The organism is Cellulomonas cellasea (assembly GCF_030372105.1).
In the GTDB taxonomy this organism is placed as follows: domain Bacteria; phylum Actinomycetota; class Actinomycetes; order Actinomycetales; family Cellulomonadaceae; genus Cellulomonas_A; species Cellulomonas_A cellasea_A.
Map to the genome: position 1 here is coordinate 40,217 of NZ_JAUDBQ010000020.1, position 13,283 is coordinate 53,499.

Genomic DNA, 13,283 nt, shown 5'->3' on the forward strand with positions numbered 1-13,283 from the left:
GGTCAGCGGGAGGCGCCCACGACCTCCGCCGTCATCCTCGACGCCGAGCGCTCCACCAGCGGGCGCAGGTAGTGCGTGGCGAGCCACGCGACGACAGGCGCGGCGACCGCGTCACCGAACCCGTACAGCGCCTGGTTCGTGCGCGCCCCGGACAAGTCGTAGTCGGCGGCGCCCATGAGACGCGCGTACTCGCGCGGTGTCATCCACCGCACCCGCACCCGACCGTCTCCGAGCTCGACGACTGCCTGCTTGGACGACCCGCCGCGAGCGGTGCGCAGGCATCCGGAGATGTCGTCGGCGCGCACCTCCCACACCGCGACGCCCTTGCGGGTCCGCCGGTAGGCCGTCCGACGGCTGACCGCGGCAGCCCGCTGGAGGGCCTGCACCCGGGCCGCCTGCACCGGCGACAGCGAGTCGAGGAACGCCTGCGTCCGCACCGCGTCCCACCAGCGCGGATCCTCGTCAGGCAGGTCCTCGGTGAGGCCCGTCAAGCCGGTGCTGCGCAGCGCGGGCGGCTCCGGGAGCGCCGCCTGATGCGTCACCAGCGTGGGGTCATCGAACGGGCGCCGCAGCCAGTCCGGGCGCAGCTCAGCACTCGGCGCCCCGCCATCCGCAGGTGGGTTCAACGCCCCCACGAGGAACAGCCGGGGCCGCGACTGCGGCACGAACCGGCGCGCGTCCAGCGTCAGCACGTCCACCGAGTACCCCAGCGCGTTGAACGCCCGGACCGCCGCCGTCAGGTCCGCGCCGCCGTGCGACGTGGCCAGGCCCACCACGTTCTCCAGCACCACGACCCCGGGCCGATCCGCGCCCAACTCGTCCAGCAGCCGGGTGAACTGCCAGAATGCCCCCGACTCGCGTCCGGCCAACCCCGCCCGCCCGCCAGCCAATGACAGATCCGTGCACGGCGACGACGCCCACGCCAGCGCGGCCCCACGCGGCAAGTCCGCACCAGCCACCAGGCCGATGTCCCCCAAGACGAACGTGTGCCCCGCCGCCTCATCCTGGAAGTGCCCCTGGTACAGCGCGCGCTTGTCCGACTCGTAATCGTTCGCCCACACGACGTCGAACCCCGCGGCCTCCAGCCCGAGCCGGGCGAGGCCCATGCCGGCGAAGAACTCCAGGACCTGCGGCTTCACAGTCAGCGGTGCGTCCGGCGTCGGCATGGGGCCCATCCTAGGGAGCCCCCCGCGCGCTCCCCCGGCGGCGCCCCGTCGTACGGTGGTGGCGTGACCGACGCAGCCTCATGGGCGAGCTCGCCAGCCGTCCGGAGGTCCATGCAGGGCAACCGCTCCCGTGACACCGCCCCCGAGCTGGCCGTGCGGCGTGCCGTGCACGCCCGGGGCCTGCGGTACCGGGTCGCCGCCCGCCCGCTGCCCGGCCTGCGCCGCACCGCCGACCTCGTCTTCAGCCGCTCGCGCATCGCTGTGTTCGTGGACGGCTGCTACTGGCACGGCTGCCCCGAGCACCACCGGCTGCCCGCCACCCACGTCACCTACTGGTCCGAGAAGGTCGCCCGCAACCGCGCCCGCGACCTCGACACCGACGCGCAGCTCGCCGCCGCCGGGTGGACCGTCATGCGCTTCTGGGAGCATGACGACCCGGCCGTCGTCGCGAACGCCGTCGAGGCCGCCGTCCGTTCGGCGGCCCCTAAGCCGCCGCACGAGAAGCCGTAACCCCGGGCTCCACGGGCTCGTGGCTCCTCGGGCGCGCCCGTGGCCAGACGCAGAAAGAGGCCCCCGAAGGGGCCTCTGACCTGCTGTCTTGTTGGAGCCGCCTAACAGAATCGAACTGTTGACCTTCTCATTACGAGTGAGAGGGTCGTGTAGTCTAGGACCCGGGTCTATGCACTCTGACCTGCACAGATATACCCTGACCTACCCTGGGGATACCCCCAGAATGGCTACAGTGTTGGCTACAGTGGAGGACCCAAATGGCCGAGCAGAAGACCCGCCGCCCACACGGCACCGGAGGCGTGTACCAACGGGCGTCCGACGGGCTGTACGTCGCCACGATCGAGGCAGGCTGGACAGCCAAGGGCACCCGGCGCCGGATCACCGTCTCGGCCAAGACGAAGCGCGCATGCGAGGCCAAGCTCAAGGAGAAGCAGCGCGAGATCGCGAAGAGCGGCACCCCCGTCGCGGGCGTCTCCGCGAAGACGACGGTCCGCACATGGGCGGAGCAGTGGCTAACGGTGACCGAGACGCAGGTGCGGCCGAAGACGTGGGCCACCAACCGGTCCGCCGTCAGGACGTGGATCATCCCGACGATCGGCCACCGCCGCCTCGACCTCCTCGCGCCGGCCGACATCCGCGCTGTCAATGTCGCCATCCGGAAGGCAGGCCGCAAGGGATCGACGGCGGTCCGCGCGCATGCCGTGCTCACGAAGATGCTCAAGGACGCACTCGTCGAGGGCCACTCGGTCCCCCCGCGGGTCCTGGCCACCGAAGGGCCGCTGGGGAACGAGGCGGACCGTGACGCGATCCCACTGCCCGACGCGCTCGCGATCCTCGCCGTGGCGTCGGAGCGCCCCGACTCCTCGCGCTGGGCCGCGGCCTTCATGGAGGCGATGCGCCCCGCTGAGGCACTCGGCCTCACCTGGTCCGCCGTTGACTTCGAGAAGCACCGGATCGAGGTGTCCTGGCAGTTGCAGGCGCTCCCGTACAAGGTCACGCGCGACCGCACGTCTGGCTTCCGCACCCCCGACGGCTACATCAGCCGCCAGCTCGACGGCGCCCTGCACCTCGTGCGCCCCAAGACAGCGTCCGGCCTGCGGGTTATCCCGATGGTGCCGTGGATGGAGGCGGCGCTGCTGGCCTGGCGGGACATCTGCCCCGCGTCACCCCACGGCCTCGTGTGGCCGCGCCCCGATGGGCGCCCGGGTAGTGACGCGCTCGACCGGGCGGCATGGGTCGAGATAGTCGACACGGCTCAGGTGGCGCGCGTCGACGAGGATGGCAATGGGCGCCGGTATGACCTCTATGAGGCCCGGCACACCACCGCTTCGATCCTCCGAGAGGCGGGGGTCGACGACGAGACCATCACCGCGATCATGGGGCACTCGACGATTCTGTCGACCAAGGCCTACCTGCACACCACTGATGCCCGCACCCGCGAGGCGCTCGAGCATGTGGCGACGAGGCTGGGGCTCGGCGTCCCCGCGCCCCGAATCGAGGCCTGACCTACGAGGGCGCGCGCTGCGTGGGGATGAAGTTGACCCGCCGTCGCTCTTGCCACGCCAGGACGATCTCGCGCGTCACCCCCAGTTCCCTGGCGAGGGCGCCAGCATGCGACCCGACGAGGCGCTCGGCGGCGGCGTACTCGACTGGGCTGATGAGCAGCCGAGCGGCGTACGTCGTCGCACGCCGCTCGAGTGCTGCATCGACCGCCTCGTCGCCATAGGCGGCATGGCCCAGCTCGTGAGCCATCGTCGCGCGCTGTTGCGCCACCGAGAGCGTTTGGTTCACCACGATGAGCCCGTGCCGATGCCGGTACTCACCGCGGCGACGTCCCAGGTTCCGCCACACCACGCGGAGGCCTCGCGCCATTGCGAGGTCGATCAGATCCTGCACAGTCCTCCTCAGGGCTCGCGCTCGGTCTCTTCCTGCTCCTGCTCGATGTCGTCATCGGGCTCGTGGGCGGCCAGTCTGTAGTCGCCCTGTGACATGAGCTCGTCGAGGAGACGCTCGGCCTCCTCCTGCTTCTCCGCGTCAGGGTCTCGCGTCATGGCCGGGCTCCCCCCGGCCTGCGTACTGGGGGCGGAACGGTCATCGCGAGTCTCCTCGTCATTGGGCACCATCGGCTTGGAGCCGGGCGCAGGGGGTGGCAGGCGCAAGCGATCCCGAAACATGGGGTCATGGCGCAACTCTTCGCGTAGCGGGTCGATGACCCCGGTGATTCGCATCGCGCCGAACCACATGTTCAGGACGTCCGGCAGGACGCCCACCTTGTAGTACGCGTGCCGGATCTCAGCTGCATCCGCCGATTCCACGAGTTCCCGCTCGAACGTCGAGAGGTCGGTCACGAGGCGGGTTCCGAGATTCACGATGCGTGCCGCTTCCTCGATCACCGCGGCAGAAGTAGTCGCAGCTCGCGACGGGAGAGCCTTCGGAGGAGCGGCGCGCGGCACCGTGTCCGACTCCATCGCAAGCGCCAGGAGTTCTCCGAGCGGCGCCCGCCGCGGTCGCTTGCCCGCGATCTCGGACGCGAGGCCAGCCGGCCAGTTCAGAGCCTGGTCGAGTTTGGCCAGGGTCTTGAGGCTGGGCTGCGCGCGACCGTTCTCGATGTTGCGGACAGTCACCTCGCCAGGGCCGCCACGCTCCTGCAACTCGTCCTGATTGAGACCCCCCTGCTCGCGTCGCATACGAACGACCTCGCCGAGGGCGTCCCCCGCGCGGGGCCCTACCTCGGCGCTATCGGGGCCGCTGCCGGATCTGTCTTCCATGTGGCTAGCATCCCCCGACAGGGCGCGACAAGTCCAGCGCATCGACGACAACTAGGCGTTCGAACAAGAGCCCAGGTCACGGATGACATCGGTGTGATTCCGCAGGTCAGGCCATACTTGTCGGGTGATGTTGGTCGCTGTCGTTGTGGTTGTCGGGAGTTGTCGCTACTGTTGGCGACATGCCAGCAACAGAACCCCTCGGACCCATGGTCCGCATAGCCGATCTTCGGAAGGCGCACGGCTGGTCCCAGGACCAGCTCGCTGACCGCATCCGGGAGCACGGAGTTCAGATCACCGCGGCCGGTATCTCCAATGTGGAGAGCGGCAACAAGCAGGCGTCTGACCGTCTCCTCACTGCGTGGGCCAAGGCCTTCGGCATCGACACGCTCAACGTGTGGCACGGGCCGCTTCGTAAGCCGATCGCGCCTGGCGTTCCGGCGCGACGGCAGGCAGCACGATGACCATCGAGACGACTCCCCTGCTTACCGAGGCGGACGCCCGACGGCTAACCCTCCGGATCGGCCTGCTGCTCGACAGCGCGGCCGGGGTGCTGGACAACCTGTCCGCCGCGATCCGCGAGGCTCGCGACCGCCGCGCCGACCTGGCGCTCGGGTATGAGTCGTGGGCGGAGTACGCGACCGCGGAGTTCGGCGACCGCACGGCTGGACTCGCCCCGGCGATCCGGCGCGAATTGGTCGCCTCGCTCAGCGTCGAGGTGGACGGGTCGCCCGCCCTCTCCACGCGGCAGATCGCACCCGCCGTCGGGGTGTCACAGATGCAGGCCGTCCGCGACGTCCGCGCGGCCCAGGTGAAACCTGATGTTTCACCTGGGCCCACCCGCGTGGTCGATCGCGATGTCGATACCTCGGAGAGCATCGCCGCGCCGCTCGTCACTCCTCCGCCGTTCGACCCGGCCGCCGGTGAGGTGCTCGACGAGGCCGCCCCGCGCCCCGCGGTCCTCGGGCTCGACGGCAAGACGTACACCCGGCCCGCCCCGAAGCCGCCCACGGTCGACCCGAAGAAGGGCACCGACCTCTACGCGCTCCGCATGGCGATCATCCCGGCACTCGACGCCTGGACCGATCAGTGGTCCACCAAGCCCCTGCTGGACGACTCCGTCACAGCAGAAGAGGCCGCGCAGGTTCTGCGCGACCTCTCCCGATTGACGCCTGTCCTGTCACAGATCCGACGCCTTCTCACCTCTCGAACGGAGCCTACCAAGTGAGCATCCACCCGATCATCAAGGAGATCCGGGTCCGCGACCTGATCGTCGACCCAGCCGTCCAGCGCAGCCTCGACCTCAACCGTGCATCCCGCATCGCCGCGAGGTTCGACCCATCCGCCCTCGGAGCCATCACGGTGTCCGAGCGCTCCGACGGCAGCCACCACATCGTCGACGGCCAGCACCGATCCGCCGCCGCACGCATGGCGCAAGGCGACGACGCCACCGTGCTGTGCCTCGTCTACATCGGCCTGAGCGTCGAGGACGAGGCTGCACTGTTCCGCAAGCTGAACACCACCAAGCAGGTGCACCCGCTCCAGCGGTTCAAGGTCCGACTCGTCGAGGGCGACCCGATCGCGCTGATCCTCAACGACATCCTCTCGAACAGCGGGTGGTCCGTGCAGGGCGGCAAGGAGCAGCGGAAGTTCGCTGCGGTCGGCGCCCTTGAGCGCGTCTACCTCGGTGCCGGCATCAAGCGGAAGGGCTTCCAGCAGGGCGCGGTGCGGACCACGATCCAGACGATCACCACCGCGTGGGGCCACAACCCTGACGGCGTTCGTCAAGAGATCGTCTCCGGACTCGGCATGGTGTTCATCAAGCACCCCGAGGCCGACGCGAACAAGATCACCCGCGAACTCGCCTTGCTCGGCTCCCCGCTCGCCCTGATCTCCAAGGCGAAGGCGCGCAGCACGGGCTCCCGCTACACGCTGGCCGCGACGATCGCGGGTCTGGTCGTCGAGCTGCACAACAAGGGTCGCCGCGCCAACCGTCTCCCGTACTGGGAGGCCTGATGCGTCCGGACCTTCGCATCGTCCCCGCCGCCGGCACCCCGGTGGAGCGCGCGGTCGGCTACGACGCCGACACCAGCCGCGTTGTCTACGGCCAGCGCCACACCGCCTGCCCGAACTGCGGACTGCCGACGGTGGCCGGCGAGGAGATCACCCACTACCGCCGCGGCTGGTGGCACATCAAGTGCGCCCGCCAGCACCTCGCCAGTCGACCCGCGTCAGCGGCGTGGATCGCCCTGGCCGAACAGGTGGTCCGCCGTCCGTCCGCGTTCAAGCCGCGCGAGGTCAAGGCGATCACGGCCGCGCTGCTCGACATCGTCCAGCCGGGCTACGTCATCGAGAGGCGGCCGTCGTGAAGGCGCTGATGAAGCTCAAGGACGCCGCCGCGGAGACCCCGTACGACGAGAAGACGCTGCGGAAGGCGATCCGAGCGACGGACCCGACGGTCTTCCCTCCGCCGCTGCGGGCCAAGACGGGCTCGCGCGGCGAGTACCTGATCACCGACACGGCACTGCGGGAGTGGATCGACTCCCTCGCCGACGCCTGACCCCACCCAGCAACACGGGCGGCCCCCAGCCAGAGGTCACCGCCCGCATCACGTCTACCTGAGGAGTATCCCATGGCACGTCCCAGCACCCACGGTGACCTGAGCGAGCACCAGCGCAAGCCGGTCACGATCGCGTCCGCCTACCTGTCCACGCTCGTGCAGTACCCGACCCTCGGCCAGCACTTCGTCGCCGCGCTCATCGAGGCTGGGCGCCTCGGCCTGACGGTGACGGACGACGGTGAGATCCAGCGCCCTCGGACCGACGCCGAGCTCGACAACACGCTGAGGTCCGCGCAGGCCACCTGGGACGACGGCAAGGCGGACTACGAGGCCGCTCTCGCCGGGGCCACGCCGACTTACCGGTACCGCATCGAGGCGTACTGCAAGGCCGAGGGCCTTGAGATCCCGGCCAAGCCGGAGCCGGTCGAGGTGACCCGATGATCCGCGTCCTGGCCCTCCTCCGACCAGCGCTCGCTGCTGACGCCGCCGCTGTCGAGTCCGACGTCCGCGCCCTGATCGCCGAGCGTGAGGCCGAGCGCATCCGCCAGCAGGTCGAGGCCGAGCGCGACTGGCTCGGCACGGACGTCACGACCCCCGAGTTTCTCGCCGAGTACCTGCCGGGGCGTGCGGCATGAGCGCCCCGAAGCCGGGCACCCCGGCCTACACCCTCGCCGCCCTGAACCTGCTCGCGACGAACCGCGCGCTCGTGGAGACGGATCTGATCATGGCGAGGGTCTCCGCGTGGGGCGGCCTGGATCTGCTCTACCGCACCGACGCCGCAGCCCAGCAGGCCGCCGCGCACCTCGACATCACCGCGGAGCCGAGGCCGAATCCCTCGCTCCGTCTCGACGGGTTCATCCGCGCCGGCGCTGTCGCTGGCGTCACGGTGCGGATCGAGTCGACCTGGCCCGCATCCCTGGCCGGTGTCGCATGAGCGCCATCGACCTGACCGAGGCTGTCGAGGCAGCGGCACGAGCGAACTACGAGCGCCACTACAGGGGCGGGCTCTCGTGGGAGAACCTCACCAACGAGCAGCGCGCATCCAACCGGGCGACCGTCCATCCCGTCGTCACCGCCGCCGCCCCCCTCATCGAGGCGGCCGTGTGGGCGGAGGTGGCGGCAGACATCCTCGAGTGGGGGCAGCAGTACGTCATCGGGACCATCTCTGAGCCCGGTCACCTCCGCTGGGTGTGCGGCCACGATTTCACCGGGCCCACCTGTGACACGTGCTTCACCAACGCGGGGCACGCCGCCCAGGTGGCCGCCCGCATCGCCCGTGGCGGTGCCGCATGAGCGACATCGACCTGACGGCCGCGCAGATCGCAGGCTACGGCGCCGTCGAGGACACTCTGATCGACCTCCGCGACTCGCGCATCTCGATCCTCGGCTACGCGAACGGCGTCGTCGTCAACGAGCGGGACGGGAGCCCTAGCCCCGTCGTCCGGATGCGGACGCGCTGGGCGACGGACCAGGCGATCGTGGCCGCCGCCCCCCTCATCGAGGCCGCCGTTCGCGCGCAGGTTTCCCGCGAGATCGAGGCGTCGAAGCGCGACCGCCACCCGACGCCCGTGCGGTCCGCGCTCGAGATGGCCGCCCGCATCGCCCGTAGGGGTGCCGCATGAGCACCCGGACCCTCTACGCCGCGTGCACCTGCGTCGACTGGTCGCACATGTGGCCGAGCCGCCGCCAGTGGTGGCCGACGACCGACCTGGCGAGGCGAGACGGCGCGGCGTTCGCGTACGCCGACGTTCACTACGTCCGCCAGACCACGACCGTCGAGCTCGTGACGGAGGTCGAGCCGTGAGCGCCGACTTCCAGGACTCCCTCTACACCGAGCGCCACGAGGCCCGACACGAGGCCGACCGGGACGCCTACTACGCCGCCATCGAAGCCGAGCAGCAGACCGAGCTCGACGCGATCGCCGCAGAGCACTGGGCCCGCGACGAGGGCTGGGACTACCCGCAGACCAACGACATCCGGAGGGCAGTGGCATGAGCACCATCACGACCTGCACGTTCTGCACCGAGACCCGCGACGACCTGAGCACCGGCAGCGACGGCATCACGACCGCCTGCGCCGACTGCATCGCCGAGGGCGAGGTCACGCGATGAGCAGCGACCGCTCGACCACTTCCGGTGGCATCGGCTTCACCGGCCTGCTGACCATCGCGTTCATCGTCCTCAAGCTGACTGGCGTCATCGCCTGGTCGTGGTGGTGGATTCTCTCGCCACTGTGGATCAGCGCCGCGATCACGCTCGTCATCCTCGCGGTGGCGCTGATCTTCGTCGCGGTGGTCGACCGATGACCGCCGAGCCCATCGAGCCGCAGTGGCTCGCCGAGGTCTACGACGAGGCGTTCTGCACCCTCCACGGCATCGCATGGGGTGAGCCGGAGCCCGTCGTCACCGTCACCCCGCAGCCCGTCGTCGGTTACCTCCTCGGCTGCTTGCTCGTCACCGTCGGCCTCCTCATCGGCTCGACCACCCCACACCTCTCCGGCGGCACCATCCTCGCCGTCCTGCTCATCACCGCCGGCGGGGGCATCTGCGTGCGGGTCGCCATCGTCGCGGGACGGGGGGCGGGGAAGTGAGCGACCACAGTGTCACCGTCGAGTGGGACCGCGACGGCTACCCGCGCTACTCCTTCACCTGCACCGCGCCCGCCGAGTCTGACTGCCACGCGCACTACGAGTGCGAGTGCGAGTCCTGGGTCAACTCGGGCATCGAGGACGGGAAGCCCTGGCACTCGCCCGAGGAGTGGCACGAGGGCGACGGGCTGTCGGAGGAGATCGAGGTCCGCCACTTCGGCCGATTCGATGCCGAGTCGTGCGGCCTCCGCGACTGGTTCGAGAACTGCGACGACGTCATGCGCGGGTCGATCACCTTCCCCATCAAGACCGAGTGGCACGGCGGCTCCTACACCTTCGCCCCCGCCGAGCCCACCTCGTGACCCCCCTCCCCCGCGCCCACCAGCGCACCCACCGACCAGCCGACCGCCCGCAGTGGCGACCAGACAGGAGTGCAGCGTGAACATCGGAGAGAAGCTCGACGAGATCGAGCGGGTCACCAACGCCGCGACCGAGGGGCCGTGGGTCCCGAGCCATGACGTCGAGGTGAACACCCGTCCCGACTGGACCTACGACGTAAACGCGTACGGGGGCGATGTCGTTGTCAGCAGCGGCTACCACGCCGACACGGTCTTCATCGCCGACGCCCGCACCACCGTCCCCATGCTCAGCGACGCGCTGCGGGCCGTGCTCGCGGTGCTGCCCAACTCGTGGGAGGGCGACCCCTACCTGATCGAGGACGGCCTCGTCGACTGGAGCAACCTCGACGACGTCGTGAGCACCGCCGTGACTCAGGGTCAGGGGCACCTCGCCGCTCAGATCCGCGACGCCATCGCCAAGACCCTCGGCGGTGTCGCGTGACCCCCGTCGAGCGGCTCCGAGCCGCAGCAGTACGCATCCGGGAGATGGCATCTGCGGCAACGCCCGGCCCATGGAGCCATGAGGGCGCGCCCAACGGGTTCTCACCGATGGTCGTCGGGGACGACATGGTGGTGGCCGAGACCTTCGACAAGCCCCACCTGTCCGACGCCCGCCACATCGCCCTCTGGTCCCCGCCCGTGGCCCTCGCGGTCGCGGACTGGCTCGACGGTGAGGCCGTGGTCATCGACGGCATGGGGCCATTCGTCAACCTGCTGAACGCCGCGATCACGAACCAGTCGGGCCCCATCGGCACCCTCACCCTCGGGCGCACCGAGGACGGCGAGATCAAGATGCACGCCGAGTCCACGCCCGCCGCACTCCGGCTCGCCGACCTGATCCTCGGCGGTGCCGCGTGATCATCACCGAGCCTGGCATCTACGACCTCACGGACGCGGAATACCACGCCGACAAGAACGTGCCCGGCGGCTCCCTGTCCAGCTCTGGTGCCCGGACCATCCTCAAGTCCCCCGCGCTGTACCAGTGGGAGCGGCAGCACCCGGTCTACAAGGACGTCTACGACGTCGGGCACGCCGTCCACGCCAAGGTCCTCGGCGTCGGGCTGGACACCGTCGAGATCCCCACCGACACCCTCGCAGCCAACGGCGCGACCAGCACCAAGGCCGCGAAGGACTTCATCGCCCAGGCGCGCGCCGAGGGGAAGGTCCCGCTCAAGGCCGACGTCATCGCCGAGATCAACACCATGGCCGAGTCCGTCCTGAGCCACCCCCTCGCCCGGGCACTACTCGAGCGTCCCGGCCGGTCCGAAGCGTCCCTGTTCGCACCCGACCCTGAGACGGGCGTCTGGCTCCGAGCCCGCATCGACCGGCTCCCCGACGCCCACCCCGCCGGCCGCACCATCGCCGTCGACCTCAAGACCGGGCGCTCAGCGGACCCCGCCGAGTTCAAGAGGTCCGCCGCCGACTACGGCTACGACCTCCAGGCCGAGTGGTACCAGGCCGTCCTCCGCCAGGTCCGCGGCGACGACGACACCGCGTTCGTCTTCATCGTCGTCGAGTCCGCCGCACCCCACCTCGTGTCCGTCATCGAGCTCGGCGGCACCTTCCCCCAGATCGGCCGCGACCGGATGCGCCGCGCCATCGACACCTTCCACCACTGCCGCGAGACCGGCGAATGGCCCGGCTACGACCCGGTCGTCCACTACGTCGAGCCGCCCCGCTACTACGAGATCCAGAACGAGGAGCCAGCAGCATGAGCACCGAGATCACCACCACCCGACCAGGCAGCGTCGTCGAGAAGCAGGAGTGGGCCCGCGCGCTCGCCCCGTCCCGGCTCCTCCCCCAGGCGTACCGCGACAACCCTGCGAACCTGTTCCTCGCCGCCGAGTTCGCCGACGCACTCGGCATCGAGCGCATCAACGCACTGACCTCGATTCACGTCATCGAAGGCAAGCCGTCCGCCTCCGCCGACCTCATGGCCGCACTCGTCCGCCGCGCCGGGCACCGCCTGCGCGTCACCGGCAACGACCAGGCGGCCCGCGCTGTCCTCATCCGCGCCGACGACCCCGAGTTCGAGTACGTCGCCGAGTGGGACCTGTCCAAGGCCCGCCAGGCCGGGCTCGTCGGCAAGGGCGTCTGGACGTCCTACCCCGCCGCGATGCTCCGCTCCCGCGCCATCACCGAGGTCTGCCGCATGGCCGCGTCCGACGCGCTCCTCGGTGTCATCTACTCCCCCGAGGAGTTGGGCGCAGAGGTCGACGGGGCCGGCCAGCCGACACGGCCCACGCACGTCACCGCCGGGCGTGTCACCGCCGCCGAACTGCTGGGCCAGGAGGAGGTGCCTGCCGAGCCCGAAGCGCCCGCCGAGGTGATCGAGGACGCCGAGGTCGTCGAGCCCGGCATCACCCCGGCCCAGTCCAAGCGCCTCCACACGCTCGTCACCCGCCTCGACATGGACCGCGACACGAAGCTCGCCGGACTCTCCCGCATCGCCGGCCGCGAGATCACGTCCTCCAAGGACCTCACCGAGACCGAAGCCGCGTGGGCCATCGACGGTCTCGCCGCCAAGGTCGCCGCACTCGACGTCGAGGGCGGTGCGTGATGCGCGTCTACATCTCCGGCCCGATGACCGGCTACCCCGGCTGGAACTTCCCCGCCTTCAACGCGGCCGAGGAGCGCCTGCGCACTCTCGGCCATGACGTCCTCAACCCCGCCGACGGCGGAGCGGACGAGGCGAAGACGTGGGCCGACTACCTGCGCGAGGACATCGGCCTCGTCGTCACGGCCGACGCGATCGCCGTGCTCCCCGGCTGGCAGGAGTCGCGAGGTGCATGCCTCGAGGTGCACGTCGCCCACCAGCTCGGCATGACCGTGCTCCCCATCGACCGGTGGGAGGCGGCGGCATGACCCGCACCCCGCCCCAGAACCCCGACTGCCGCGGCGGGAAGCACGCCGCCTGCTCCGGCACCGCATGGAACGACGACATCGACGACATCTGCGCCTGCGGATGCCCCTGCCACACCTGACCCACCCCCACGCGCCCGGCCTGGCACCAGCCACCAAGCACAGCCCAGGCCGGGCGCCCTCCCCACACCTACCGGAAGGACCCGTCATGACGACGAGCAGCACCACGCTACCGACCGACCACGCCACGGCGGTCAGGAGGCTCCTCAGCGTCGCCTCCCGCACCGAACCTGAGGGCATACGGATCGCAACCCGCGCCCAGGTCCACGCGACCCTCACCCTCGCCACCGAGCAGCGGACCGCGAACCTGATCGCCTACCTCGCCATCGCCCAGGGCCGACCGACGGCCGACCGACTCCGCGACGACATCGAGTCC

27 protein-coding genes are annotated in these 13,283 nt (G+C 70.3%); 24 read left to right on the forward strand and 3 right to left on the reverse strand.

Features of this window, described 5'->3' with window-relative positions; translation table 11 throughout:
- Window positions 1-2: 2 nt before the first annotated feature.
- Window positions 3-1,166 (reverse strand): DNA cytosine methyltransferase, encoded by a 1,164-nt coding sequence (locus QUV83_RS16155; RefSeq protein ID WP_289565952.1) that lies wholly within the window; start codon window positions 1,164-1,166, stop codon window positions 3-5.
- A gap of 63 nt (window positions 1,167-1,229) precedes the next feature.
- Between QUV83_RS16155 and QUV83_RS16160 the strand changes: the two genes are divergently transcribed.
- Window positions 1,230-1,676: a very short patch repair endonuclease gene (locus tag QUV83_RS16160; RefSeq protein ID WP_289565953.1), complete on the forward strand. Its 447-nt coding sequence runs from the start codon at window positions 1,230-1,232 to the stop codon at window positions 1,674-1,676.
- A gap of 257 nt (window positions 1,677-1,933) precedes the next feature.
- Window positions 1,934-3,181, forward strand: coding sequence for a tyrosine-type recombinase/integrase (locus QUV83_RS16165; protein WP_289565954.1), 1,248 nt, complete (start codon window positions 1,934-1,936; stop codon window positions 3,179-3,181).
- 1 nt (window position 3,182) lies between these two features.
- On the opposite strand, the gene QUV83_RS16170 is transcribed toward QUV83_RS16165, so the two are convergent.
- A complete protein-coding gene (locus QUV83_RS16170) occupies window positions 3,183-3,572 on the reverse strand; it encodes an ImmA/IrrE family metallo-endopeptidase (RefSeq protein WP_289565955.1) in 390 nt (129 codons plus the stop codon).
- An 8-nt stretch (window positions 3,573-3,580) separates the two neighbouring features.
- On the reverse strand, window positions 3,581-4,444 hold the full coding sequence (locus tag QUV83_RS16175; protein ID WP_289565956.1) for a helix-turn-helix domain-containing protein: 864 nt from the start codon (window positions 4,442-4,444) through the stop codon (window positions 3,581-3,583).
- Window positions 4,445-4,623: 179 nt separating this feature from the next.
- Here QUV83_RS16175 and QUV83_RS16180 point away from each other — a divergent pair, with 179 nt between their 5' ends.
- The 22 genes from QUV83_RS16180 to QUV83_RS16285 all read left to right on the forward strand — a co-directional run.
- A complete protein-coding gene (locus tag QUV83_RS16180) occupies window positions 4,624-4,905 on the forward strand; it encodes a helix-turn-helix domain-containing protein (RefSeq protein ID WP_289565957.1) in 282 nt (93 codons plus the stop codon).
- Window positions 4,902-5,669, forward strand: coding sequence for a hypothetical protein (locus tag QUV83_RS16185; RefSeq protein ID WP_289565958.1), 768 nt, complete (start codon window positions 4,902-4,904; stop codon window positions 5,667-5,669). Before QUV83_RS16180 ends, QUV83_RS16185 begins: the two co-directional genes overlap by 4 nt.
- A complete protein-coding gene (locus tag QUV83_RS16190; RefSeq protein WP_289565959.1) occupies window positions 5,666-6,457 on the forward strand; it encodes a DUF6551 family protein in 792 nt (263 codons plus the stop codon). Before QUV83_RS16185 ends, QUV83_RS16190 begins: the two co-directional genes overlap by 4 nt.
- Window positions 6,457-6,810, forward strand: coding sequence for a hypothetical protein (locus QUV83_RS16195; protein WP_289565960.1), 354 nt, complete (start codon window positions 6,457-6,459; stop codon window positions 6,808-6,810). The genes QUV83_RS16190 and QUV83_RS16195 overlap by 1 nt, the downstream gene beginning before the upstream one ends.
- On the forward strand, window positions 6,807-7,001 hold the full coding sequence (locus tag QUV83_RS16200; protein ID WP_289565961.1) for a hypothetical protein: 195 nt from the start codon (window positions 6,807-6,809) through the stop codon (window positions 6,999-7,001). The genes QUV83_RS16195 and QUV83_RS16200 overlap by 4 nt, the downstream gene beginning before the upstream one ends.
- 72 nt (window positions 7,002-7,073) lie before the next feature.
- Window positions 7,074-7,442: a DUF7432 family protein gene (locus QUV83_RS16205; RefSeq protein WP_289565962.1), complete on the forward strand. Its 369-nt coding sequence runs from the start codon at window positions 7,074-7,076 to the stop codon at window positions 7,440-7,442.
- Window positions 7,439-7,636, forward strand: a complete 198-nt coding sequence (locus QUV83_RS16210) for a hypothetical protein (protein ID WP_289565963.1) — start codon at window positions 7,439-7,441, stop codon at window positions 7,634-7,636. The genes QUV83_RS16205 and QUV83_RS16210 overlap by 4 nt, the downstream gene beginning before the upstream one ends.
- Entirely contained in the window at window positions 7,633-7,935 is a 303-nt protein-coding gene (locus tag QUV83_RS16215; protein ID WP_289565964.1) for a hypothetical protein, read from the forward strand. The genes QUV83_RS16210 and QUV83_RS16215 overlap by 4 nt, the downstream gene beginning before the upstream one ends.
- Complete coding sequence (locus tag QUV83_RS16220; RefSeq protein WP_289565965.1) at window positions 7,932-8,294, forward strand: hypothetical protein; 363 nt, start codon at window positions 7,932-7,934, stop codon at window positions 8,292-8,294. The genes QUV83_RS16215 and QUV83_RS16220 overlap by 4 nt, the downstream gene beginning before the upstream one ends.
- Window positions 8,291-8,623, forward strand: a complete 333-nt coding sequence (locus tag QUV83_RS16225; protein ID WP_289565966.1) for a hypothetical protein — start codon at window positions 8,291-8,293, stop codon at window positions 8,621-8,623. Before QUV83_RS16220 ends, QUV83_RS16225 begins: the two co-directional genes overlap by 4 nt.
- Window positions 8,620-8,805, forward strand: a complete 186-nt coding sequence (locus QUV83_RS16230) for a hypothetical protein (protein ID WP_289565967.1) — start codon at window positions 8,620-8,622, stop codon at window positions 8,803-8,805. Before QUV83_RS16225 ends, QUV83_RS16230 begins: the two co-directional genes overlap by 4 nt.
- Window positions 8,802-8,996 carry a hypothetical protein gene (locus tag QUV83_RS16235; protein WP_289565968.1) on the forward strand — a complete coding sequence of 65 codons (195 nt, stop codon included), beginning with the start codon at window positions 8,802-8,804 and terminating at the stop codon, window positions 8,994-8,996. Before QUV83_RS16230 ends, QUV83_RS16235 begins: the two co-directional genes overlap by 4 nt.
- Before the next feature lie 112 nt (window positions 8,997-9,108).
- A complete protein-coding gene (locus tag QUV83_RS16240) occupies window positions 9,109-9,306 on the forward strand; it encodes a hypothetical protein (RefSeq protein ID WP_289565969.1) in 198 nt (65 codons plus the stop codon).
- Window positions 9,303-9,590 (forward strand): hypothetical protein, encoded by a 288-nt coding sequence (locus QUV83_RS16245; protein ID WP_289565970.1) that lies wholly within the window; start codon window positions 9,303-9,305, stop codon window positions 9,588-9,590. The genes QUV83_RS16240 and QUV83_RS16245 overlap by 4 nt, the downstream gene beginning before the upstream one ends.
- Window positions 9,587-9,949 (forward strand): hypothetical protein, encoded by a 363-nt coding sequence (locus QUV83_RS16250; RefSeq protein WP_289565971.1) that lies wholly within the window; start codon window positions 9,587-9,589, stop codon window positions 9,947-9,949. The genes QUV83_RS16245 and QUV83_RS16250 overlap by 4 nt, the downstream gene beginning before the upstream one ends.
- Window positions 9,950-10,025: 76 nt before the next feature.
- Window positions 10,026-10,427 (forward strand): hypothetical protein, encoded by a 402-nt coding sequence (locus tag QUV83_RS16255; protein WP_289565972.1) that lies wholly within the window; start codon window positions 10,026-10,028, stop codon window positions 10,425-10,427.
- Window positions 10,428-10,471: 44 nt separating this feature from the next.
- On the forward strand, window positions 10,472-10,843 hold the full coding sequence (locus tag QUV83_RS16260; protein ID WP_289565973.1) for a hypothetical protein: 372 nt from the start codon (window positions 10,472-10,474) through the stop codon (window positions 10,841-10,843).
- The gene (locus tag QUV83_RS16265; protein WP_289565974.1) at window positions 10,840-11,700 is read left to right on the forward strand and encodes a PD-(D/E)XK nuclease-like domain-containing protein; all 861 of its coding nucleotides are present in this window, start codon (window positions 10,840-10,842) and stop codon (window positions 11,698-11,700) included. Before QUV83_RS16260 ends, QUV83_RS16265 begins: the two co-directional genes overlap by 4 nt.
- Window positions 11,697-12,545, forward strand: coding sequence for a hypothetical protein (locus QUV83_RS16270; RefSeq protein ID WP_289565975.1), 849 nt, complete (start codon window positions 11,697-11,699; stop codon window positions 12,543-12,545). The genes QUV83_RS16265 and QUV83_RS16270 overlap by 4 nt, the downstream gene beginning before the upstream one ends.
- Window positions 12,545-12,850: a DUF4406 domain-containing protein gene (locus QUV83_RS16275; RefSeq protein ID WP_289565976.1), complete on the forward strand. Its 306-nt coding sequence runs from the start codon at window positions 12,545-12,547 to the stop codon at window positions 12,848-12,850. The genes QUV83_RS16270 and QUV83_RS16275 overlap by 1 nt, the downstream gene beginning before the upstream one ends.
- Window positions 12,847-12,969, forward strand: a complete 123-nt coding sequence (locus QUV83_RS16280; protein ID WP_289565977.1) for a hypothetical protein — start codon at window positions 12,847-12,849, stop codon at window positions 12,967-12,969. Before QUV83_RS16275 ends, QUV83_RS16280 begins: the two co-directional genes overlap by 4 nt.
- An 86-nt stretch (window positions 12,970-13,055) precedes the next feature.
- The coding region (locus tag QUV83_RS16285; RefSeq protein ID WP_289565978.1) for a hypothetical protein at window positions 13,056-13,283 on the forward strand (228 nt) is incomplete at its 3' end.

Coding starts and splice junctions, on each gene's coding strand:
- QUV83_RS16155 (WP_289565952.1), bottom strand. CDS start 1,166: ATGCCGACGCCGGACGCACCGCTGACTGTGAAGCCGCAGGTCCTGGAG.
- QUV83_RS16165 (WP_289565954.1), top strand. CDS start 1,934: ATGGCCGAGCAGAAGACCCGCCGCCCACACGGCACCGGAGGCGTGTAC.
- QUV83_RS16175 (WP_289565956.1), bottom strand. CDS start 4,444: ATGGAAGACAGATCCGGCAGCGGCCCCGATAGCGCCGAGGTAGGGCCC.
- QUV83_RS16180 (WP_289565957.1), top strand. CDS start 4,624: ATGCCAGCAACAGAACCCCTCGGACCCATGGTCCGCATAGCCGATCTT.
- QUV83_RS16185 (WP_289565958.1), top strand. CDS start 4,902: ATGACCATCGAGACGACTCCCCTGCTTACCGAGGCGGACGCCCGACGG.
- QUV83_RS16195 (WP_289565960.1), top strand. CDS start 6,457: ATGCGTCCGGACCTTCGCATCGTCCCCGCCGCCGGCACCCCGGTGGAG.
- QUV83_RS16205 (WP_289565962.1), top strand. CDS start 7,074: ATGGCACGTCCCAGCACCCACGGTGACCTGAGCGAGCACCAGCGCAAG.
- QUV83_RS16210 (WP_289565963.1), top strand. CDS start 7,439: ATGATCCGCGTCCTGGCCCTCCTCCGACCAGCGCTCGCTGCTGACGCC.
- QUV83_RS16215 (WP_289565964.1), top strand. CDS start 7,633: ATGAGCGCCCCGAAGCCGGGCACCCCGGCCTACACCCTCGCCGCCCTG.
- QUV83_RS16220 (WP_289565965.1), top strand. CDS start 7,932: ATGAGCGCCATCGACCTGACCGAGGCTGTCGAGGCAGCGGCACGAGCG.
- QUV83_RS16225 (WP_289565966.1), top strand. CDS start 8,291: ATGAGCGACATCGACCTGACGGCCGCGCAGATCGCAGGCTACGGCGCC.
- QUV83_RS16230 (WP_289565967.1), top strand. CDS start 8,620: ATGAGCACCCGGACCCTCTACGCCGCGTGCACCTGCGTCGACTGGTCG.
- QUV83_RS16240 (WP_289565969.1), top strand. CDS start 9,109: ATGAGCAGCGACCGCTCGACCACTTCCGGTGGCATCGGCTTCACCGGC.
- QUV83_RS16245 (WP_289565970.1), top strand. CDS start 9,303: ATGACCGCCGAGCCCATCGAGCCGCAGTGGCTCGCCGAGGTCTACGAC.
- QUV83_RS16260 (WP_289565973.1), top strand. CDS start 10,472: ATGGCATCTGCGGCAACGCCCGGCCCATGGAGCCATGAGGGCGCGCCC.
- QUV83_RS16270 (WP_289565975.1), top strand. CDS start 11,697: ATGAGCACCGAGATCACCACCACCCGACCAGGCAGCGTCGTCGAGAAG.
- QUV83_RS16275 (WP_289565976.1), top strand. CDS start 12,545: ATGCGCGTCTACATCTCCGGCCCGATGACCGGCTACCCCGGCTGGAAC.
- QUV83_RS16280 (WP_289565977.1), top strand. CDS start 12,847: ATGACCCGCACCCCGCCCCAGAACCCCGACTGCCGCGGCGGGAAGCAC.